Origin of the sequence: Vibrio sp. 10N.261.54.A5 (assembly GCF_041471145.1) — a bacterium.
In the GTDB taxonomy this organism is placed as follows: domain Bacteria; phylum Pseudomonadota; class Gammaproteobacteria; order Enterobacterales; family Vibrionaceae; genus Vibrio; species Vibrio crassostreae_C.
In genome coordinates this window covers 59,106-80,007 of record NZ_JBFRNU010000024.1, presented here as the reverse complement: position 1 = coordinate 80,007, position 20,902 = coordinate 59,106, and the positions used below count along the sequence as shown (strand labels likewise).

16 protein-coding genes and 1 pseudogene are annotated in these 20,902 nt (G+C 45.0%); 6 read left to right on the top strand and 11 right to left on the bottom strand.

From position 1 onward, the window contains the following. Positions 1-5 precede the first annotated feature (5 nt). Both menD and AB4329_RS08160 read right to left on the bottom strand, forming a co-directional pair. Positions 6-1,730 (bottom strand): 2-succinyl-5-enolpyruvyl-6-hydroxy-3-cyclohexene-1-carboxylic-acid synthase, encoded by a 1,725-nt coding sequence (gene menD, locus AB4329_RS08165; RefSeq protein WP_372137987.1) that lies wholly within the window; start codon positions 1,728-1,730, stop codon positions 6-8. Further along, positions 1,727-3,034 carry an isochorismate synthase MenF gene (locus AB4329_RS08160; RefSeq protein WP_065583685.1) on the bottom strand — a complete coding sequence of 436 codons (1,308 nt, stop codon included), beginning with the start codon at positions 3,032-3,034 and terminating at the stop codon, positions 1,727-1,729. The genes menD and AB4329_RS08160 overlap by 4 nt, the downstream gene beginning before the upstream one ends. A 296-nt stretch (positions 3,035-3,330) precedes the next feature. On the opposite strand from AB4329_RS08160, the gene AB4329_RS08155 reads away from it, so the two are divergent. The 3 genes from AB4329_RS08155 to AB4329_RS08145 all read left to right on the top strand — a co-directional run bounded on the left by AB4329_RS08155 (position 3,331) and on the right by AB4329_RS08145 (position 6,891). Next, positions 3,331-4,563: a pyridoxal phosphate-dependent aminotransferase gene (locus AB4329_RS08155; RefSeq protein ID WP_017060166.1), complete on the top strand. Its 1,233-nt coding sequence runs from the start codon at positions 3,331-3,333 to the stop codon at positions 4,561-4,563. 344 nt (positions 4,564-4,907) lie between these two features. Continuing rightward, complete coding sequence (gene yfbR / locus AB4329_RS08150) at positions 4,908-5,492, top strand: 5'-deoxynucleotidase (RefSeq protein ID WP_017060613.1); 585 nt, start codon at positions 4,908-4,910, stop codon at positions 5,490-5,492. 55 nt (positions 5,493-5,547) lie between these two features. Further along, positions 5,548-6,891: an anti-phage deoxyguanosine triphosphatase gene (locus AB4329_RS08145; protein ID WP_372137985.1), complete on the top strand. Its 1,344-nt coding sequence runs from the start codon at positions 5,548-5,550 to the stop codon at positions 6,889-6,891. Between the two features lie 26 nt (positions 6,892-6,917). Here AB4329_RS08145 and AB4329_RS08140 read toward each other — a convergent pair whose 3' ends face one another. After that, positions 6,918-7,517 carry a tRNA-uridine aminocarboxypropyltransferase gene (locus AB4329_RS08140; protein WP_372137984.1) on the bottom strand — a complete coding sequence of 200 codons (600 nt, stop codon included), beginning with the start codon at positions 7,515-7,517 and terminating at the stop codon, positions 6,918-6,920. 9 nt (positions 7,518-7,526) lie between these two features. Here AB4329_RS08140 and rrtA point away from each other — a divergent pair, with 9 nt between their 5' ends. After that, complete coding sequence (gene rrtA, locus AB4329_RS08135) at positions 7,527-8,075, top strand: rhombosortase (RefSeq protein ID WP_017060616.1); 549 nt, start codon at positions 7,527-7,529, stop codon at positions 8,073-8,075. Here rrtA and AB4329_RS08130 read toward each other — a convergent pair. From AB4329_RS08130 to AB4329_RS08095, 8 genes and pseudogenes are all read right to left on the bottom strand, one after another. Continuing rightward, positions 8,066-8,365, bottom strand: a complete 300-nt coding sequence (locus tag AB4329_RS08130) for a helix-hairpin-helix domain-containing protein (protein ID WP_017060617.1) — start codon at positions 8,363-8,365, stop codon at positions 8,066-8,068. The genes rrtA and AB4329_RS08130 overlap by 10 nt on opposite strands. 224 nt (positions 8,366-8,589) lie before the next feature. Beyond that, entirely contained in the window at positions 8,590-10,455 is a 1,866-nt protein-coding gene (ppiD, locus tag AB4329_RS08125; protein ID WP_372137982.1) for a peptidylprolyl isomerase, read from the bottom strand. A 219-nt stretch (positions 10,456-10,674) separates the two neighbouring features. Beyond that, a complete protein-coding gene (locus tag AB4329_RS08120) occupies positions 10,675-10,968 on the bottom strand; it encodes an HU family DNA-binding protein (RefSeq protein ID WP_012604504.1) in 294 nt (97 codons plus the stop codon). 167 nt (positions 10,969-11,135) lie between these two features. Continuing rightward, the gene (gene lon, locus AB4329_RS08115; protein ID WP_017060619.1) at positions 11,136-13,487 is read right to left on the bottom strand and encodes an endopeptidase La; all 2,352 of its coding nucleotides are present in this window, start codon (positions 13,485-13,487) and stop codon (positions 11,136-11,138) included. A gap of 132 nt (positions 13,488-13,619) precedes the next feature. Beyond that, positions 13,620-14,900, bottom strand: coding sequence for an ATP-dependent protease ATP-binding subunit ClpX (gene clpX / locus AB4329_RS08110; protein ID WP_009847283.1), 1,281 nt, complete (start codon positions 14,898-14,900; stop codon positions 13,620-13,622). A gap of 81 nt (positions 14,901-14,981) precedes the next feature. Continuing rightward, entirely contained in the window at positions 14,982-15,608 is a 627-nt protein-coding gene (clpP, locus tag AB4329_RS08105) for an ATP-dependent Clp endopeptidase proteolytic subunit ClpP (RefSeq protein WP_004736080.1), read from the bottom strand. A 105-nt stretch (positions 15,609-15,713) separates the two neighbouring features. Continuing rightward, a complete protein-coding gene (gene tig, locus AB4329_RS08100) occupies positions 15,714-17,012 on the bottom strand; it encodes a trigger factor (RefSeq protein WP_017060621.1) in 1,299 nt (432 codons plus the stop codon). Positions 17,013-17,306: 294 nt separating this feature from the next. Next, positions 17,307-17,489, bottom strand: a pseudogene (locus AB4329_RS08095) (hypothetical protein); the annotation flags it as partial. A 163-nt stretch (positions 17,490-17,652) separates the two neighbouring features. Between AB4329_RS08095 and AB4329_RS08090 the strand changes: the two are divergent. Beyond that, positions 17,653-19,473 carry an ATP-binding protein gene (locus tag AB4329_RS08090; protein ID WP_372137980.1) on the top strand — a complete coding sequence of 607 codons (1,821 nt, stop codon included), beginning with the start codon at positions 17,653-17,655 and terminating at the stop codon, positions 19,471-19,473. 29 nt (positions 19,474-19,502) lie between these two features. Beyond that, positions 19,503-20,852, top strand: a complete 1,350-nt coding sequence (locus AB4329_RS08085; RefSeq protein ID WP_102393527.1) for a sigma-54 dependent transcriptional regulator — start codon at positions 19,503-19,505, stop codon at positions 20,850-20,852. Positions 20,853-20,902 lie beyond the last annotated feature (50 nt).

Here is a 20,902-nt window from a genome sequence, read left to right as displayed (position 1 = left end):
AGTCCTTAGGCTAATGCCTCGGTGAGCATTGAACTGAATTGTTTCAGCAAAGTAGACGCTTGTTCGGGAGGCGTCTTAACTTCAACGAGCAAGGTACCCTGACCCTGTTCGAAATGTTGTTCGATAATGTTTTGATAGCAATTCAAAGTTTCTGGCGCCGCATAACCAAGTTGGAACTGCGCAGCAGCGTGTTCAAAACTGAAACCATGAGGCATTTGATATAGAGACTGTTTTTGTTGCTCAGGAACCGGCAAAAAATCAAAGATTGCCCCACCATCGTTATTGGTAACCACAATAACCATTGGTGTTGTGCTGTGAGTAAGTAGCGCCAGCGAATTTAGGTCGTACAACAAAGAGGTGTCACCAATCAGCATCATCAAAGGATTCTGGTTGGCTTTTATCACTCCCGCAGCCGTCGCCACCAAGCCATCAATGCCCGATGCACCGCGGTTGCTGTAGACTTGAGTCGCAGAGATTGATGACAGCATATCCACCAGCCTTACCATCAAGCTATTTCCCACAAAAAGCTCTCTGCCCTTAAGTCTAGACGACAAGTCAACGGCAACGCTCAACTCTGTCAGTTGGTCGTTATTAGAGATTTGCGCCAACGCTAACTGCTGAACCGTATTCGCGACTTCCGCCAAAGATGCCGCCCAGCCAGCATGTTCTCCCAACAGCGTTGGTAGATGTTGCTCTGATAACCAATGTTCGATATCAGCGACAATATGAGTTTGAGGCAGATGATCTTGATTAATACGATGTGCATCTGGTGAAACAACGATGTACTGCGATGAACAAAATGTGGCAGCTTGTTCTTTTACCCATTGGTTAAGATGCTTAGATACGATGCGCTCACCAAACTGGATAATAAAATCACACTGACTAAGCTGTGCTTTGGCTGCGTCACTTTGCATCCATAAATCATAGTGTTTCCAGTCACTACTGACACCCGATTGAGGGTCACAGAATACTGGCCAGCCCAAAGCTGTCGCAAACTGCTTGGCTTTAATTGCGGCTTCATTCTCGATAGAACCAATAATCACTGCGCCTTTACGAGCGACATAATCACTTGCTGAGACAGGCTGAGCGATTAAATGACTGGGCAAATAAGTGTTCGAGTAAAGGCAGGTTGAAGCTCTCCAAGCTGCCACGCTCTTTGTATAATCCGCATACATCTCAGCACTACTCTTAGAATAGAGCGGCTCTGGGAACGGACAATTGATATGAATCGCACCGCCAACATTGCGTTGTTTCGCAAGCGCGCTATCAACCGATGTTAGAAGCCAATTCAATGAAATCTGTGTGGTTGGGCTTGGCAGGTTTAAAGCACTTTCTACATGGGAAGAAAAGATACCATGCTGCTGAATCGCTTGATTGGCACCACAGTCGACCAAGTCGATGGGCCTATCAGAGGTTAGCAAGATCAGCTTCTCTCGTGTCAGCCCAGATTCAGCCGTCGCAGGAAGCAAATTCGCCACAGCGGTTCCTGATGTCACAATCACCGCAACCGGTTTGTTGCTAGCCTTTGCTAAGCCTAAAGCTAAAAACCCAAGACCACGCTCATCAAAGTGCGTGTGTAAGGTTAACTTGGAGTTGGCTTCAGCTTCGAGAGTTAGCGGCGTTGAGCGAGAGCCCGGAGCAACACAAACATGTTCAACGCCATTGCGTGCAAGCTCTTCAAGTAACGTGTGACACCAAACTCTATTTAATACAGCTTGGTCGTGATTCATGACGCCACACCTAATGGTGGGTGATCAGAAATGAGACTGAGCAGAGTCGACATCTTCTTATTCAGCTCTTGCCACTCATGTTCGGCAACCGATCCCGGCACGATCCCCGCGCCAGCAAACAGTTGTACTTGATCGTTTACAATCAAGGCGCTTCGAATCGCCACGCAGAATTCCGCTCGCTGATGACTGATATAGCCTACAGAGCCTGCATACCAACCTCGTGCAAACGGTTCGTGTTCAAGAATGAAATCCATCGCCTCTTTACGAGGTAAACCCGCCACCGCAGCAGTTGGCTGTAAGGCAGCAAGCAACTGCACCCCATTAACGCCATTGTTGAGCTGAGCATGGATATTGCGCTTCAAATGCTGCACCTTACGCAAGCGCACTAGACGCGCATCCTTTTCAACATGGACCGTTTGAGAATGAGGAGTGAGACGCTCAATGATGTCGTCGACCACATACTGGTTCTCATTGAGGTTTTTGCTGTCTTGAGAAAGCCAGTTGGCCAGTTCCATATCCTCAGTAGCGTTCTCTCCGCGACCAATGGTTCCAGCAAGCGCCTCGGTATCAAGCTCCGTACCATGTCGGCTATATAAGCGCTCTGGTGTCGAGCCAATGAAACTGTGTTTAGAATCCAGCACCAACATAAAGTGGAAACTGTGGTGATTTTGCAGATAGCTGGCTTTAAGTAATTGAGCTGCGCAGATAGGCGCATCGAGTTGCAGTGTGGTTTTACGTGCTAAAACGACTTTTTTGTACTCTTCATCGCTAATGCCTTGCAGCACTTTATCGACAAGGTTGCCCCACTGCTCTCTTTCTGGAACGTGATTGATCTGTTCAATATGGGCAGACAAAGGCGCCAATATCGCGGCTTCTACAGAAAGCTTATTCAAAGCATTAATAGAAGAAACGCGATCAGGGGACAAATTAACCGCCAGCGACCAAGTATTGTCAAAGCGGATCAATTCAACCTGAGGAAGGAAGAAAAACGACTCCATGCAGCGACGGTTCTTTGCGGTGTGCCCATCAAACGAGCGTCCACCCCAGATTCGTTGGTCTTCACCAAGAATAGCGTACGCGGGTGCAGGATCTGAAAACGTATGTAACTGTCCGAGCGCAACAACCTCTTCACGAGTGTCGCGTGACTGCCAGTAGAACTTAGGAAAGAGCGGTTGAGCATGAAGCCATTCTATAAATGCAAACGATGGTTTTTGCGTTAGAACTTCAACACAACGAACTTCGCTTGCTTGGGCATTTTGTACTCGCTCAATCAAAGCGGAGATAGTTTGCTGGAAATGTGACAAATCGACCTCGTTCACATCTAAATTATTATTATATTAGTTTGATACTTTATGGGCAGTACCCACTTAGATCAAGAATGTACTATATCTTTTCAACATTCCTGTGATTTTAAGCGATCCCGCCCCTTTATTCATCTTAGCCAATAACCAAGAAAGCGATTAATTAAAATTTAGAAAAGAGTGACAACAAAAAGGCTAAACGTGATACTGAAATGCGACATTCATCAGATTTTTATTCTATCAAACGCCATTTTGCGGTACTTTAATAAAGTATTTAAATTAATTTCAGGAAATCGGCAATGCAAAATATCGGGATGTCGTCAAAACTCAACAGCGTATGCTACGAAATCAGGGGACCTGTACTCAAACATGCTAAGCGCATGGAAGAAGAAGGGCATAAAATACTGAAGCTTAATATTGGTAACCCCGCCCCATTTGGTTTTGACGCCCCTGATGAAATCCTTGTTGACGTAATCCGTAACCTACCGACATCTCAAGGTTACTGCGACTCAAAAGGCATCTATTCAGCCCGCAAAGCGGTTGTTCAGCACTACCAGAAAAAAGGCCTACGTAACCTTGATGTAGAAGACGTTTACATTGGTAACGGCGCATCAGAGCTTATCGTTATGTCTATGCAAGCGCTACTGGATAATGGTGATGAAATCTTAGTTCCCGCTCCGGATTACCCACTATGGACAGCGTCTGTTGCGCTTTCTGGTGGTACACCGGTTCACTACATGTGTGATGAAGATGCTGATTGGTATCCAGATTTAGACGACATGCGCGCGAAGATCTCACCAAAGACGCGCGGCATCGTTCTTATCAACCCGAACAACCCAACAGGCGCGGTATACAGCCGTGATTTCCTATTACAAGTGGTTGAGATTGCTCGTGAGCACGGTTTGATCATCTTCGCCGATGAAATCTACGACAAAGTACTTTACGACGGTGCGGTACACACTTCAGTGGCAACGCTTGCTGAAGACGTATTAATGGTCACGTTCAACGGCCTATCTAAAGCTTACCGTGTATGTGGTTTCCGTGGTGGTTGGATGTTCTTAACAGGCCCTAAACACCTAGCGAAAGGCTATGTAGAAGGGCTAGAAATGCTGGCCTCAATGCGTTTGTGTGCCAACGTTCCGATGCAACACGCTATCCAAACCGCACTCGGTGGCTATCAGAGTATCAATGAGCTGATTCTTCCAGGCGGTCGACTGCTTGAACAGCGTGACCGTGCATGGGAACTGATCAACAAGATCCCTGGCGTTTCTTGTGTGAAACCGAAAGGTGCAATGTACCTGTTCCCTAAAATCGACACCAACATGTACAACATCAAAGACGATCAGAAGTTTGTACTCGACTTCCTTAAGCAAGAGAAGGTGCTATTGGTTCAAGGTACGGGCTTCAATTGGCCGAAACCGGATCACTTCCGTATCGTGACTCTGCCGCACATCGAAGATCTAGAAATCGCAATTGGTCGTTTAGAGCGCTTCTTACAGACTTACAGCCAAGACGACCTCATCGAAGGTTAATGAGCACAAAGAAAGATGGCTACAATTTGCTGTTTTAAAAGACTTTAACTTGTATTCATTCACTTCTATGCTTAAAAGGCTCCTGTTTAGGAGCCTTTTTTGTATCCGCTGTCTCGTATCCCTGTGCAAACACAAGATACGAGTGGAGTATTGTTTATACCAATCACAGTAAGTAAGTGTTCAGAAATAGCGTAGGGAAAAAGCTTGAGAACAAGGCAGCTATTTTCGACAAGCAGCTTCGATAAGTAGTTATTCTACAATCAAAAATTCTAACATAGTTATCGAGTTTTTTAACAAGCTAGGATGACCAGTTATTTACTACGATTGGTACTATAAGGACATTTATGAAACAGAGCCATTTCTTTGCCCATCTCGCACGCATGAAGCTAATTCAACGCTGGCCCCTGATGCGTTCGGTATCAAGCGAGAACATTTCGGAACATAGCCTACAGGTTGCTTTCGTGGCACACGCCTTGGCACTGATCAAAAACAAGAAGTTTGATGGTCAGCTTAACCCCGAGCACATTGCTCTGCTTGGCATGTACCACGACACCAGTGAGGTACTGACGGGTGATTTGCCAACGCCAGTTAAATACTACAACCCGGATATTGCACAAGAGTATAAGAAGATAGAAGCCGCGGCAGAACAAAGACTGCTTTCGATGTTGCCAGAAGAGTTCAGAGACGACTTCGCCCCCTTCTTAATATCTGGTACTGCGAGTAAAGAAGAGCAAAGCATCGTCAAGCAGGCAGATACTATCTGTGCGTACCTGAAATGCTTGGAAGAGCTCAGTGCGGGCAATCATGAATACGAGCAAGCCAAGCGCCGATTGGAAGAGACACTCGAACAACGCAAAAGCCCAGAAATGGACTACTTTCTCACCACATTCGCACCGAGCTTTGAATTATCACTAGACGAGATAAGCTAGCTGGGTATAAGTTGTTTTTAATTAGCTAAATAAAATCAATTTGATAGGTGCTATTTTGAATTCTCAACTCGAACCACCCTTTGTACTCGAACAAGAATGGCAGCATCGAAATGACGATGAACATAAAATAAGACGGGATGACCACCGCAGCCCGTATCAGCGTGACCGTGCGCGCGTGCTTCACTCTGCTGCTTTCCGTCGCTTACAAGCGAAAACCCAGATCCATGGCACCACGGTCAACGACTTTCACCGAACGCGCCTTACCCACTCTCTTGAGGCCGCTCAGCTTGGCACCGGTATCGTCGCTCAACTGAAGAAAAAGCAGCCCGAATTTCGAGACCTATTACCCTCAGACAGTTTGATTGATTCACTGTGTTTGGCTCACGACATCGGTCATCCACCCTATGGACATGGCGGCGAAGTCGCACTCAACTACATGATGCGCGACCACGGCGGCTTTGAGGGCAACGCTCAAACGTTTCGCATAGTCACACAGCTAGAACCTTACACTGAACATCACGGGATGAACCTATCTCGACGCACTTTGTTAGGTCTAATTAAGTACCCTTCTCTGCTGAGTGAGGTTCAAGCTAAATTGCAGTCTGAACCCGTTAAGCATCAACGACAACTCCGAGCTAAAGATTGGATGCCAGCAAAAGGCATCTACGATCATGATGAAGAGTTGTTTAACTGGGTGCTTGAACCGCTTTCAAGCAGCGACCAACAGCTCCTAAAACAGAAAAGAAAAACGCATACCGAGCCACTTGAGCACAACAAGACCAAATATAAGTCACTGGATTGTTCGATCATGGAACTTGCTGACGACATCGCGTATGGCGTGCACGATTTAGAAGATGCGATTGTGCTTGGCTCTGTGACCAAAGCTCAGTGGGTCGAATCGGCTTACCCTCAACTGAAAGAGATGGCCGACCCATGGATTTGTGAACACCTAGATTCAATTACAGAGATGCTTTTCTCTGGTGAACAGTATCGTCGAAAGGATGCGATTGGTGGGATAGTCAACGCACTGTTGACCAGTATCTCGATTAAGCGAGTGGAGGCTAACTTTGAGAATGTACTGTTGGCTTACAATGCGGTGCTCGAGCCGAGCATGGACGGCACACTCGATAAGCTGAAACACTTTGTCAGCGAGTTCGTTATTCAAGTGCCACAGGTTCAGGTCATCGAATACAAAGGTCAACAGATCATCATGGATATGTTTGAAGCATTCAGCGCAGATCCTGAACGCTTGCTGCCACTGCCCATCAAGAAGCAATGGCTACAACATCAAGATGAGTCTCGAAAAACGCGCGTGATAGCCGATTACATTTCATCGATGACTGATGATCTTGCGCAGAAAATGCATCAGCAACTGTTCTCAGCTCATACCGAGTTTTAATTCCTGATTCACTTTACTAAAACGGCTTAATCTAAGTAGTTTTTCTCAAACACGCCCGGCGGCATTTGATTGATTTGAAACTGAATCATTTGGTCAAATGCCGTTAGCAAAGGGCTAAAGTCGCCATCACGCTCTAACAAGCTAAGTAAATGATAGCCAGCTTCAACGGTTGAAAGGCTATTTTCACTGGGTGCTTTGCGAATTCGGTAATTACCCTTGAGATCTTTCGGTAAATGAACCGTGTTCAACGCATGCAAGTTACTCGATACTTGCCACATCTTGAATGCTTTCTTCCACGTGCCATCCAATAAAATCACACGCAGCTTCTTATTAGGGCATGTCACAGATTCAACTGAAACAGAGTTTTCGCTTGGGTATAAAATCACATGTTGGTAATGTTCATTGGCCAGCAATGCGTTCAATTGTTCGTTGTCTGAAAAATCTTCACCGACAAGCGTCACGCTGTTATTTAGAGATAACGAGAGGATACGCGCAGTTCCCATCGGGCGATGCTCTTCTGATGGGTGCTGAAGAATGATAAGCTCAACATTCGATTCGAGTGGTGTAACCCACTGACAAATACAAGCTTTCAAAGCCTTACTGCATTGGGGGCAATAACGAGACATGGATTTAATGTGTACCCTGTTTTAATTTTCATTTCACTTTTATGCGTCTTATTCCAATTTGAGCCAATACAAGCTTGGGTCGTTTGGGATAGCAATGCGATTGCCGATGGGCAATGGTGGCGAATCCTAACAGGAAACTTTTCACATACCAACTACTCGCATCTTCTGATGAATCTAGCAGGCTTGTGGATCATCAGCTACCTGTTTCAACCGAGTAAAAAACAGCTTGTTGTTGCTTTGCTTGTGATCAGTTTAGTGACTGGCGTCGCTCTGTTGTTTTCAAGTATTCAGATCTACGTTGGCCTATCGGGCACTTTGCATGGGTTGTTTGGCTTATTCGCGCTCAGAGAGGCTTTAAACGGCAGGAAGTCTAGTTGGCTGTTAGTATTCGGATTAGTCGCTAAAATCGCTTGGGAGCAGCTTATTGGCCCTTCTAGCACGACTGGTGAACTGATTAATGCTCGTATCGCGATTGAAGCCCACCTAGCAGGTGCATTGGCCGGAGGCTTCATATCTATCGCTTCATTTCTAACAAGTAGAAAAACGGGTCAAAGTTGAATTCTTTCGCGGTTCTTTTCAACCGTCGCTTCACCTATCCCTTTGACACTCACCAAATCATCAGCAGTAGTAAATGCCCCGTTCTGATCTCTGTAATCGACGATTTCTTTGGCTTTCTTGTCACCCACGCCAACCAATAGTGCTGAAAGTTCTTCTGCCGTCGCGGTATTGATGTTGACCGTAATCTCAATGCCTTCGTAAAGCTCAGCCTTGGTTGGGCTGTCTGCAAACACGGCAGGGCTTAAGAGCATCAGAAATGAAAGAATTAGTGTTGAATATATCGTGCGCATAAATAGTTCCTTTGTTCAAAAAACGTAACTTATGCATTTGCTGCGCTAGATAACACAATCACCAGATAAAAATAAAGCGGATCACCTAAGTGACCCGCTTCGTTATACATCTTATTTTCATCAGCTTGTTTGTTGGCTCACAAATCTGAATTAAAGCCTAACAATCACGTGTTGATTTCAGTAGTAAGCTCTAACTTGAGCTTGCTACTGAGGTAATCAAACGCTTACTGACCTTGACCCACTACGTAGTATTCAACGTCTGCGTTTTTACGAAGTACGTTTAATACGTTAGTCAGGTCTTGCTGGTTACCAACTCGCTCCAACTGTGCACCAATTTGAGTGCTGTAGGCTGGGTTGATCTCAGCCGTTACTTTAGAAAGCTCAACAACAACGATATTACCGTCTTGGTCTTTAGATTGACCGAACACAGCTTGACCTGCTTCTGGTTTCGCTAGAGCGAATACAGATGCCGCTAATGGCGAGTTACGGTCAATCGTTTCAAGTTCAGTGAACTCAAGGTTGTTGTCCGCTAGTACTGCTTCATTGCCTTGCTCAAGTTCGTTCACTAGAGAAACACCTAGCTCAACCGCTTGCTGCTCTGCTTGTACAGCAGACAGTGCAGCGACAACTTGATCTTTCACTTCAGCTAGAGGAAGAACTGTCTCATCACGAGTCTCTTCTACACGAACAACAATTACGTGCTCAGGTGCAACTTCGATAACTTCCGAGTTTAGACCGTCTTCTTTCACTTCAGGGCTCAAGATAGCTTGCATAACTGCAGGCGTCATCAGAACTTCTGGAGCGTCAACTTGAGAGATGAAATCTGTCGTTGTGATCTTCGCGTTGATAGCTTCTGCAGAATCATCTAGAGAATCTGGGAATTCAAACGCTACTTTTTCTAGCTCAGTTTGTTGCTCGTAGAACTGATCAACTGCGTGTTGGTCTAGAAGCTCTGTCTTAATCTCTGCCGCTACTTCAGTGTAAGGCTGAGCTTGAGACGCTTTTAGTTCGTCTAGCTTGATGATGTGGTAGCCGAAATCAGATTTAACTAGGCCAGTAGTATCGCCAATATTCTCAAGAGCGAAAGCCGCGTCTTCGAATGCAGGGTCCATAACATCGCGCTCAATCCAACCTAGGTCACCGCCAACGTCTGCACTACCGAAGTCGTCAGATTTCTCTTCCGCTAGCGCAGCAAAATCAGCGCCTGCATTTAGCTCGTCTAGGATTGCCTGAGCTTTCGCTTCGTCATCGCCTTGAACTAGGATGTGGCTAACTTTACGTTGCTCTTCCGTTGAGTACTTGTCTAGGTGCTCTTGGTAGTATTTCTGTGCTTCTTCATCGCTTACTTCAAGCTGAGACTTAAGCGCTTCAGCAGAAAGCTCAATGTAAGATACCTTAGCTTGCTCTGGACGAGTGTAAGCTGCTGGGTTCTCTTGATAGTACTGTTCGATTTGCTCGTCAGTTAACTCGATGTCTTTTGCAAGGTCAGCAACAGACAGTGTCACTGTGCGAATGTCACGAGTTTGTGCGATAAGCTTGCTCTGAGTATCGATTTCGCCCTGAAGAACGAATTCACTGCCTTGAAGTGCAGTCACAAGCTGGTTGCGCATAAGGTCACGACGCATGTATTCAGCGAAGCTCTCTGCGCTGAAACCTGCACGACGTAGTGCCGATTGGTAAACTTCTTGGTCGAATTGACCCGCCGTTTGGAACTGAGGCATTTCTAGAATCATGGTGCGGATTTGAGAATCACTGATTCGTAGGCCTAGAGACTCAGCTTGCTGCTCAAGCAGTACGTCATTGATCATGCGATCAAGTACTGATTTACGGAAAGACTCTACGTAAGCAGGGTCTGCAAGCATTTGCGCGAAGTAATCGCCAAGTTGAGACTGCATACGATTACGTTCGTTTTGGTAAGCCTGTTCGAACTCACCACGAGCAATTTCTGTGTTGCCAACTTTAGCTGCTGCGTTGTTACCGCCACCGGTGATGTAGCTGCCTACACCTGCGAATACGAATGACAGGATAATCAACCCAAGGATAATTTTTACCGCGATGCTATTCACGCCTTCGCGTAATCGATCCATCATAATTTAAGTGCTCTCCGGATATGAAGCATTGGCTTCAAAATAAAAATCTATTCACGCGATATTATCAGAAAAAGAAATGCGCATCAGTAGGATGCGCATAATTTAAATAAGTTCAATGTGCTTTGTACACATACTGTTTAAGAATGAAACATCATTTTTCAAACAGTAAACGCATTTTACTGCCTTCCCCTCTTACAATGGAGGTTTCAGCAGTGAAAATTAGTTACATGCGTCTTTAAGTGCTTTACCCGCTTTGAAGCCAGGTACTTTAGCTTCTGCGATTTGGATCTCTTCACCAGTTTTTGGGTTACGACCTGTACGAGCAGCACGAGTACGAACACTGAAAGTACCAAAGCCAACAAGTGCAACTTGGTCACCAGATTGTAGCGTTGTGCCAACTGCTTCGATGAATGCGTCTAGAGCGCGGCCAGCTGAAGCTTTAGAGATGTCTGCGTTTTCTGCGATTGATTCTACTAGTTGTGTTTTATTCACTGTTTTTCCCCTATGTGTCATCTGTGACTACTTCTGATGACTGTACGTTCCATTTTGGTTTTATTTAGCCGCAAGCCTTATTGCAAAAGGGCTGCCGCTTTGATCAATAACTTAGCGTCCAAAAAAAACGCTGACAAGCCTTTTCGGGCCTATCAGCGTAATTCTTTACTTATTTTTGCTATGCATCACTATTTTTTCACGTCAAACTCGACCCCTGACGGATCTCGTTCTAGCGCGACTTTGAGTACTTCATCAATCCACTGAACCGGGATCACCTTCAAGTCAGCGATTACGTTGTCTGGAATCTCTTCCAAATCACGCTCATTGTCTTTAGGGATCAGTACAGTTTTGATGCCGCCACGGTGTGCAGCAAGCAGTTTTTCTTTCAAGCCACCGATAGGTAAAACTTCACCACGAAGGGTAATTTCACCTGTCATACCGACCTCTGCTTTAACCGGGTTACCCGTCAAGCTAGAGACAAGTGCAGTACACATTGCGATACCCGCACTCGGGCCATCTTTCGGTGTAGCACCTTCTGGTACGTGAACGTGAATGTCACGTTTTTCGTAGAAATCTGAGTTGATACCCAGTTTTTCAGCACGAGAACGAACCACTGTCATTGCCGCTTGAATCGACTCTTTCATCACGTCGCCAAGTGAGCCAGTTTGCGTTAGCTTACCTTTGCCCGGCATTGCTTCGGTCTCGATAGTCAGTAGATCACCACCCACTTGAGTCCACGCTAGGCCTGTTACTTGACCGATACGGTTGCTTTCATCCGCTTTACCGAAGTCGTGGCGTTGAACACCTAAGTACTCTTTCAGGTTATCAATGTTAACCGTTACAGACTTAAGATCGCTGTCTAGCAAGATGTTCTTCACTGCTTTACGACAGATCTTTGAGATTTCACGCTCTAGGCTACGTACACCCGCTTCACGCGTGTAGTAACGAATGATGCCGATGATTGCAGAGTCTTCAATCTCAATTTCATGAGGCTTAAGACCGTTGCGTTGAACTTGCTTGTCCAGTAAATGGCTCTTAGCAATGTTCAGCTTCTCATCTTCTGTGTAACCAGATAGACGAATCACTTCCATACGGTCCAGTAGAGGCCCAGGAATGTCCATCGAGTTCGATGTTGCCACGAACATAACATCTGACAGATCGTAATCTACTTCTAGGTAGTGATCGTTAAATGCGTTGTTTTGTTCTGGATCTAGAACTTCTAGAAGTGCTGAAGATGGGTCGCCACGCATATCAGAAGACATCTTATCGATCTCATCTAATAGGAACAGTGGGTTCTTAACACCAACTTTAGACATCTTCTGGATCAGTTTACCCGGAAGTGAACCGATGTACGTACGACGGTGACCACGAATCTCAGCTTCATCACGAACGCCACCAAGTGCCATACGCGTGTACTTACGACCCGTTGCCGCAGCAATCGAACGACCTAGCGAGGTTTTACCTACACCAGGAGGACCAACAAGACAAAGGATTGGGCCTTTTAGCTTGTTGATACGGTTTTGTACTGCCAAGTATTCAAGAATACGTTCTTTAACACGCTCTAAGCCGTAGTGGTCTTCGTTTAAGATCTCTTCCGCTTTCGCTAGATTCTTTTTCACTTTTGAACGCTTAGCCCAAGGAACGCCCACCATCCAATCAATGTAGCTACGTACTACTGTTGCTTCAGCAGACATTGGCGACATCATTTTCAGTTTTTGCAGTTCTTGCTCGGTTTTTTCACGAGCTTCTTGAGGCATCTTAGAGTCTTCGATCTTCTTCTTCAGAGTCTCGAATTCATCAGGAGCGTCGTCCATCTCGCCAAGTTCTTTCTGAATCGCTTTCATTTGCTCATTCAGGTAGTACTCACGCTGAGATTTTTCCATTTGCTTCTTAACGCGGCCACGAATGCGTTTTTCAACTTGCAAGATGTCAATTTCTGACTCCATTTGGCCCATCAAGAATTCCAGACGTTCAGTCACATCTAAGATTTCTAGAACGTGCTGCTTGTCTACCAGTTTAAGTGGCATGTGTGCAGCAATCGTATCAGCAAGGCGAGCTGCCTCATCAATACCGTTCAGAGATGTTAGAACTTCTGGTGGAATCTTTTTGTTCAGCTTAATAAAGCCTTCGAATTGATTGATCGCGCTGCGAACAACCACTTCTTGTTCTTTTTCGTCAAGTTCTGAGGTTACAACGTATTCTGCGTCCGCTAAGAAAAACTCACTTTCTTTGAATTGGTGAATTTTTGCACGCTGCTGACCTTCGACAAGCACTTTAACAGTACCATCAGGGAGCTTTAGTAACTGAAGAATGGTAGCGACAGTTCCTACTTTAAATAGGTCGTCAATTGAAGGCTCATCAGTGTCCGCTTCTTTCTGCGCTACAAGTAGTACTTGTTTGTTAGCTTCCATTGCCGATTCAAGGCAAGTAATCGATTTTTCACGACCAACAAACAATGGAATAACCATGTGTGGGTAAACCACTACATCACGTAGAGGTAGCACGGGGATTTCGATACGCTCGGAACGTTCCAAGTTCATATATTTCTCTCTTCCGCTTTAACTTATAAAGCAGTATATGGGGCTTAAACGACTGGATTCAATGGAAGAATAAAAAAAAGGAGGTAATTGCTTACCTCCTTTTTCAATTTGAGTGACTTGTCTAAAAAAGACCTACTCTGCAACAGCTGCTTGGTTATCTGAGTTGCTGTAAATTAATAGTGGTTCTGACTCACCATTAATTACCGACTCATCAATCACAACCTTGCTTACATCAGTTGAAGATGGCAGTTCGTACATAGTTTCTAGTAGAACACCCTCCAAGATAGAACGTAGACCACGAGCACCTGTTTTACGGTTCATTGCTTTCTTAGCAATGGCACGTAAAGCATCTTCACGGAATTCTAACTCTGTATCCTCAAGCTCAAATAATGCTGCGTACTGTTTTGTAAGTGCATTCTTTGGCTCACATAGGATTTGGATTAGCGCTTCTTCATCAAGCTCTGTCAGTGTTGTTGTCACAGGTAGACGACCAATGAATTCTGGAATCAGACCATATTTCACTAGATCTTCAGGTTCTACTTGAGTGAACAATTCACCGATAGTTTTGGTTTCATCTTTTGAACGCACTTCTGCGCCAAAGCCGATACCTGAACCTGTTTCTACACGCTGTTCAATCACTTTATCTAGGCCTGCAAACGCACCACCACAGATAAATAAGATCTTAGACGTGTCCACTTGCAAGAACTCTTGCTGTGGATGCTTACGACCACCTTGAGGTGGAACTGAAGCTACTGTACCTTCAACAAGTTTTAGTAGAGCTTGCTGTACACCTTCACCAGACACGTCACGCGTGATTGATGGGTTTTCAGCTTTACGAGAAATCTTGTCGATTTCATCGATGTAAACAATGCCGCGTTCCGCTTTCGCTACGTCGTAATCACATTTCTGAAGCAACTTCTGGATGATGTTTTCAACATCTTCGCCCACGTAACCCGCTTCGGTTAGTGTTGTTGCGTCTGCCATTGTGAAAGGAACGTCTAGGAAACGAGCCAATGTTTCAGCCAGTAGTGTTTTACCACTACCAGTAGGACCGATAAGAAGAATGTTACTCTTACCTAGCTCTACGCCTTCAGCTGTCGTATCACCATTACGTAAACGCTTGTAGTGGTTATAAACTGCAACTGCTAGCACTTTCTTCGCGTATTCTTGACCGATTACATAGTCGTCAAGATGCTCACGAATCTCACGCGGCGTTGGCAGCGATTCCGATTCTTTCTTAGGAAGAACATCTTTAATTTCTTCACGAATAATGTCGTTACAAAGATCGACACATTCATCACAAATGTAAACAGAAGGACCTGCGATTAACTTGCGAACTTCGTGTTGGCTTTTGCCACAGAAAGAGCAGTAAAGCAGTTTACCGCTACCACCCTCTTTGCTTTTATCTGTCATTCGCTAACCTCTTAGCCTTAACTCTCTATGCTTGAGTGTATATCAATTTGAATCACTTTGCGTTAAACAATTGCCCTGCAATTATTGACCGCGGTGATTAAGAACTGAATCCACCAAGCCGTATTCTACTGCTTGATCAGCAGACATGAAGTTATCACGATCTGTATCGCGCTCAACAACTTCTAGAGGCTGACCTGTGTGCTCTGCCAATAGTTTGTTTAGCTTTTGTTTGATCGTTAGGATCTCTTGCGCGTGAATTTGAATATCAGACGCTTGGCCTTGAAAACCGCCAAGTGGCTGGTGAATCATTACACGTGAGTTTGGAAGCACGTGACGCTTACCAGGAGTACCACCCGCTAGTAAGAATGCACCCATAGAGCAAGCTTGACCCATACATACTGTGCTCACGTTTGGCTTGATGAACTGCATTGTGTCGTAGATAGACATGCCTGCTGTTACGCTACCGCCAGGTGAGTTGATGTAAAGATAGATATCTTTGTCTGGGTTTTCTGATTCCAAGAAAAGCAGTTGAGCCACGACAAGATTTGCCATGTGGTCTTCCACTTGACCTGTTAAGAAAATGATACGTTCTTTTAATAGACGAGAATAAATATCGTAAGAACGTTCACCACGGGAAGTCTGTTCAACCACCATAGGAACTAGTGCGTCCATAATCGATGGCATTGTATTTTTTTCTTGGTAGCTCATATTCTTATGTCCCTAAAATAAATGGCCCGAATGATTAAATCATACGGACCATTGTTAGCAGAATTGTTGACCGTACGTCAACCTTCTACGTCAGATATTACTATATTAAGCAGGTTGCTGATTCATTAGCTCGTTGAAGCTAACTTCTTTATCAGAAACTTGAGCTTTAGCGATGATTGCATCAATAGCTTGCTCTTCTAGAGCAACGTTGCGCATGTTGTTCATCATTTGCTCGTTTTGCTCGTAGTAAGCAATAACTTCTGTTGGATCTTCGTATGCTGTAGCCATCTCTTCGATGATAGCTTTAACTTTCTCGTCATCAGCTTTTAGCTCTTCAGTCTTGATTACTTCACCAAGTAGAAGACCTACAACTACGCGACGTTTAGCTTGCTCTTCGAACAGCTCACGTGGAAGTTGGTCAGCAGCTTCAGTGTTGCCACCGAAACGTTGAGCAGCTTGTTGACGTAGAACACCGATCTCTTGATCGATTAGAGCAGAAGGTACGTCGATGTTGTTTTCGTTAACTAGACCGTCGATAGCTTGCTCTTTGATGCGGTTCTTAACAGCTTGCTTAAGCTCACGCTCCATGTTCTTACGAACTTCAGCTTTAAGACCTTCAACGCCGTCAGTTGCGCCGAACTTAGCAACGAATTCTTCGTTTAGTTCTGGAAGTTCACGAGCTTCAACTTTGTTTACTTTGATTGCAAACTTAGCTGCTTTACCTTTTAGGTTTTCAGCGTGGTAATCTTCTGGGAAGTTTACGTCGATTTCGAATTCCATACCTGCTGTTTTACCAACGATACCGTCTTCAAAACCAGGGATCATGCGACCAGCGCCCATCTCTAGTGGGAAGTTCTCAGCTTTACCGCCTTCGAACTCTTCACCGTCGATAGAACCAACGAAGTCGATAGTTGCACGAGAACCAGCGTCAGCAGCAGCTTCAACTTCAGTCCAAGTTGCTTGTTGCTTACGTAGAGTTTCGATCATCTCTTCAACGTCAGCTTCTTTAACTTCTACTGCTGGTTTCTCAACAGTGATGTTTTCTAGACCTTTCAGCTCAACTTCTGGGTAAACTTCAAAAGTTGCGTTGAATACTAGGTCAGCGCCTTCGTTGTTTTCAACTGGTGCGAAAGTAGGTGCGCCAGCTGGGTTGATTTTCTCTTTAACGATCGCTTCGATGAAGTGACGTTGCATTACTTCGCCCATCACGTCTTGACGTACTGCTTTGCCGTACATTTTAGCAACCATCTTCATTGGCACTTTGCCTTTACGGAAACCATCGAAACGACGGTTTTTCGCGATGTTGCGTAGTTCAGCTGTAACTGCATCTTCGATGTTAGCAGCAGGAACAGTAATATTAAGACGGCGCTCTAGGCCTTCTAGCGTTTCAACAGTAACTTGCATTATATAAACCTCAAAACTGGCTCAGTAATCTGAGCATATGAGCCGTAACTTAGCTTTAATTCAAAAGCAGACGTTGTTGGCTGCATCCTTGTGTAGTGCTCTATCCGAACACCTAATTTAAAATCGAGCATTGATGTCTGAATTGATTATTCAACCAAACACCAGACTAATCAGCGATATCTTCGTTCTTCACACGTCGATTAAAACGCAATAAAGCTTGTTTTCAGAAACAAGAAAGGTATCTCCGATTAGCCTCAGGACAGAAATTTTAGACGCGACATTCTAGCGATCTGTTTAATCTCTGTCGAGCCGTTCACCTCTGCATGATGATGAATGCTCTAAATTCGTCCAACTAAGTGATACAAAAACGATCAAATCATCACTTAGCACAACAGAAATGGGGACAATAGCGACTTTTTCAAGGGAATCGAGGGCTTTTTTTGCTAAAAACCTTAAAAAGAGATCTTGCTCTTGTTTTACCCCTCAGAGTCGATAACTTTTTCAACAATCCCCGTTACAAACCCTTAACCTACATCCATCTGTTCACTCTCTGCTTTCAGCAAAAACTACCGCTATTTGCTACCATAAACGAGAGAAGACAGGCTTGATTGTTTACCAAAGAAATCAGCGGAGAGCCTTCATGTTTCAAGCTTTTAAAATCCCAATACTGTTAATGGTCACATACAGTTTACTGATGGTGTTTGGCGGTCATTGGGTGTGGAGCACGAGCCATGAAAGTTTGTTAAATGATCATCAATCTAAGCTGGACCGCTTTTCTGTTCATATTTCAAGCCAATTGGATAAGTTCGCGCACATTCCCGAGCTGCTTTCAAAAGACAAAGAGCTGGTCGATGCCCTGCACTCTCCAAGTAACTCTGCGCAAATCGAACTCACTAATCGTTATCTAGAGCACGTAAACTCGGTGATTCAAGCATCCGACACCTACCTACTAGACAGTATCGGCACCACCATTGCAGCCAGTAACTGGAATCAACCGCGTTCTTTTATTCGTCGTAACTTTGCTTTCCGCCCCTACTTTCAAGAAGCGATTATTGGCAATGAAAATCAATATTTTGCGCTAGGTTCAACCTCTGGAAAGCGAGGCTATTATTATTCTTACCCCGTCTCCTATGCCGCCGAGATTATTGGCGTCATTGTCGTAAAGATGGATTTATCGCTGATTGAAGCAAGTTGGAAAGGCAAACAGCGTTTTTTTGTTGCTGACGATAAAGATCAAATTGTATTTATGTCGAGTAACCCTGAGTGGCTGTTCAAAAGCCTTCAGCCGCTAAGCGAAGTACAACACACTCGAATTCAAGAAAGCAGGCAGTATCTCGATACAAAAATAGAAAGCCTGCACTTCTCCGGCGATTTAGACAGTGCCACCAGTCGTATTGAGTCGCCACACAAACTCGTCCAAGAGCAGTTCTTTAGTTCTTCGCGTTTCCTAGCCGAACCAAGACTCACCATACGGGTATTTTCTCCAACCCACTTAGTTTGGTGGGACTTGGTTGCTTACCTTGTGGTTTTGAGCCTAATCTTTGCGATTATTTATCTAACAATGCAGCTCAACCACCATAGACAACAAAGACGAGCACAGATAGACAGGCTGCAATCCGAAGCCAAGCAAAAACTCGAATTTCAAGTGCTTGAACGTACATCGGAGTTACATGTTGAGATCAAACACCGTATCGAAACCGAGCATGTTCTGAGGCAAACCCAAGACGAGCTCATCCAAGCCGCCAAACTAGCAGTGCTAGGGCAGATGTCAGCGAGCATCAGTCACGAACTGAATAACCCGCTTGCCGCGATTCGCAGTTATGCCGACAACGGCCGATTGTTTCTTGCCAAAGAAAAAACCGATCGTGTCGATGACAATCTATCGCGAATCTCGGCACTCACTGATCGTATGGCGAAAATCAGCCACCAGCTTCGCTCGTTCGCCAAAAAATCTACTGCGGAAGAGCTACACACCTTACAAATACTCCCAGTTTTACATTCATCGAAAGAGCTGATGAAGCCACAACTCAAGAGCGAGCGAGTTAAGGTCAACGAACTCCCTGAGACCTTTGATGCTTGCGTGCTCGCCAACGCCATTCAACTGGAACAGGTGATCATTAACCTGCTGACCAACGCGATTCAGGCGGTGGAACAACAAGATGACAAACAATTAGCTATTCTGTTAGAGATTAGAGAGTCCGACCATCAACAAGCCAATACCTTGCTAATTCATGTCGATGATAACGGCCCCGGCTTCACCTCCCCTTCTAGCGGAAACTTTTTTGAACCCTTCCATACCACCAAGAAAAACGGACTTGGACTTGGGCTATCGATTTCTCAACAAATAATCAACGGAATAAATGGCAAGCTCGTTACCGGTAGTAGCCCTCAAGGCGGTGCTCGAATCAGCATAGAGTTGCCCCTTGTTGGACATGAACAGCAAACAAAAACTCAGCAATAACCAGAATACAAAGAAGTAAAGGAATCACTATGTGTCACGTCTATTTCATTGATGATGAATCCGATCTAAGAATGGCGATTGAACAGAGCTTCGAGCTCGCCGACATTGATGCCGAATTCTTTCCCGATGCGGAGTCTGCTCTGCTCGCAATTCAAGAAAACGGCTTACCTCACGTGATCATCACTGATATCTGTCTACCAGGTCTATCCGGGCATGATCTGCTCAACACCGTGATGCACAAAGACAAAGAGATCCCCGTGATCATGATTACTGGTCACGGCGATATTTCAATGGCCGTTCAAGCCATCCAATACGGCGCCTATGACTTCATTGAAAAACCTTTCGCTAATGAACGCCTAATCGAAACCACTAAGCGAGCGATAGAAAAACGTCAGCTCACACTAGAGAACCTTGAGTTAAAACGTTCACTCAAAGCCAGCCAAGCGCTCGGCCCTAGAATCATTGGTGATACGCAATCCATGACTGAGCTGCGCTCCATCATCACCCATATTGCCGACACCAATGCCGATATATTATTGTTTGGCGAGACAGGTACAGGTAAAGAGTTAGTAGCACGTTCTCTGCATGAACAAAGCAGCCGTCGAGAGCAAAACTTTGTCGCGGTCAACTGTGGTGCTGTTCCTGAAAACCTGATTGAGAGTGAACTGTATGGCCATGAAAAAGGGGCATTCACGGGCGCAGAAAGCAAGCGAGTGGGTAAATTCGAGTTTGCTCAAGGCGGAACTCTATTCTTAGATGAAGTTGAATCCATGCCGATGCAGGCACAAATTCGCCTATTACGCGTCTTACAAGAACGCGTTATTGAGCGAGTTGGTTCAAACGGTTTAGTGCCACTAGATATTCGAGTGATAGCAGCAACCAAAGTCGACCTAAAGAAAGCCGCTGAAGAAGGCTCTTTCCGCCAAGATCTCTATTATCGACTCAATGTTGTGACCTTAGATTTACCGCCGTTAAGAAGCCGACAAGAAGATATCCCAGCACTCTTCCACCACTTCTTACTGGTCGCTGCGGCGCGTTATGGCAAGACTGCCCCTGCCCTTCCACAAAAGGAGCTGCACGCACTTTTGGCTCATGATTGGCCGGGAAATGTTCGAGAATTACGTAATACTGCAGAGCGTTTTGTACTTTTAGGTAAGCTTTCTCACTTATCAGACAGCGCCACTGAAACTACTCAAGAACTGTCTTTGGCAGAATTGGTATCTGACTTTGAAAAAAACACGTTGAAGCAGGCACTTATTGAATGCAATGGCAGTATAAAAGAGACCATGGAGAGGCTGCAATTACCGAGGAAAACCCTCTACGATAAGATGCAAAAGCACCAGCTAACGAAAGAATCTTATAAGGTAGAACCAAACTAAATTAGATTTGGGAGCAAGATCACCTATACTTATTTCGACAACAGGATGTT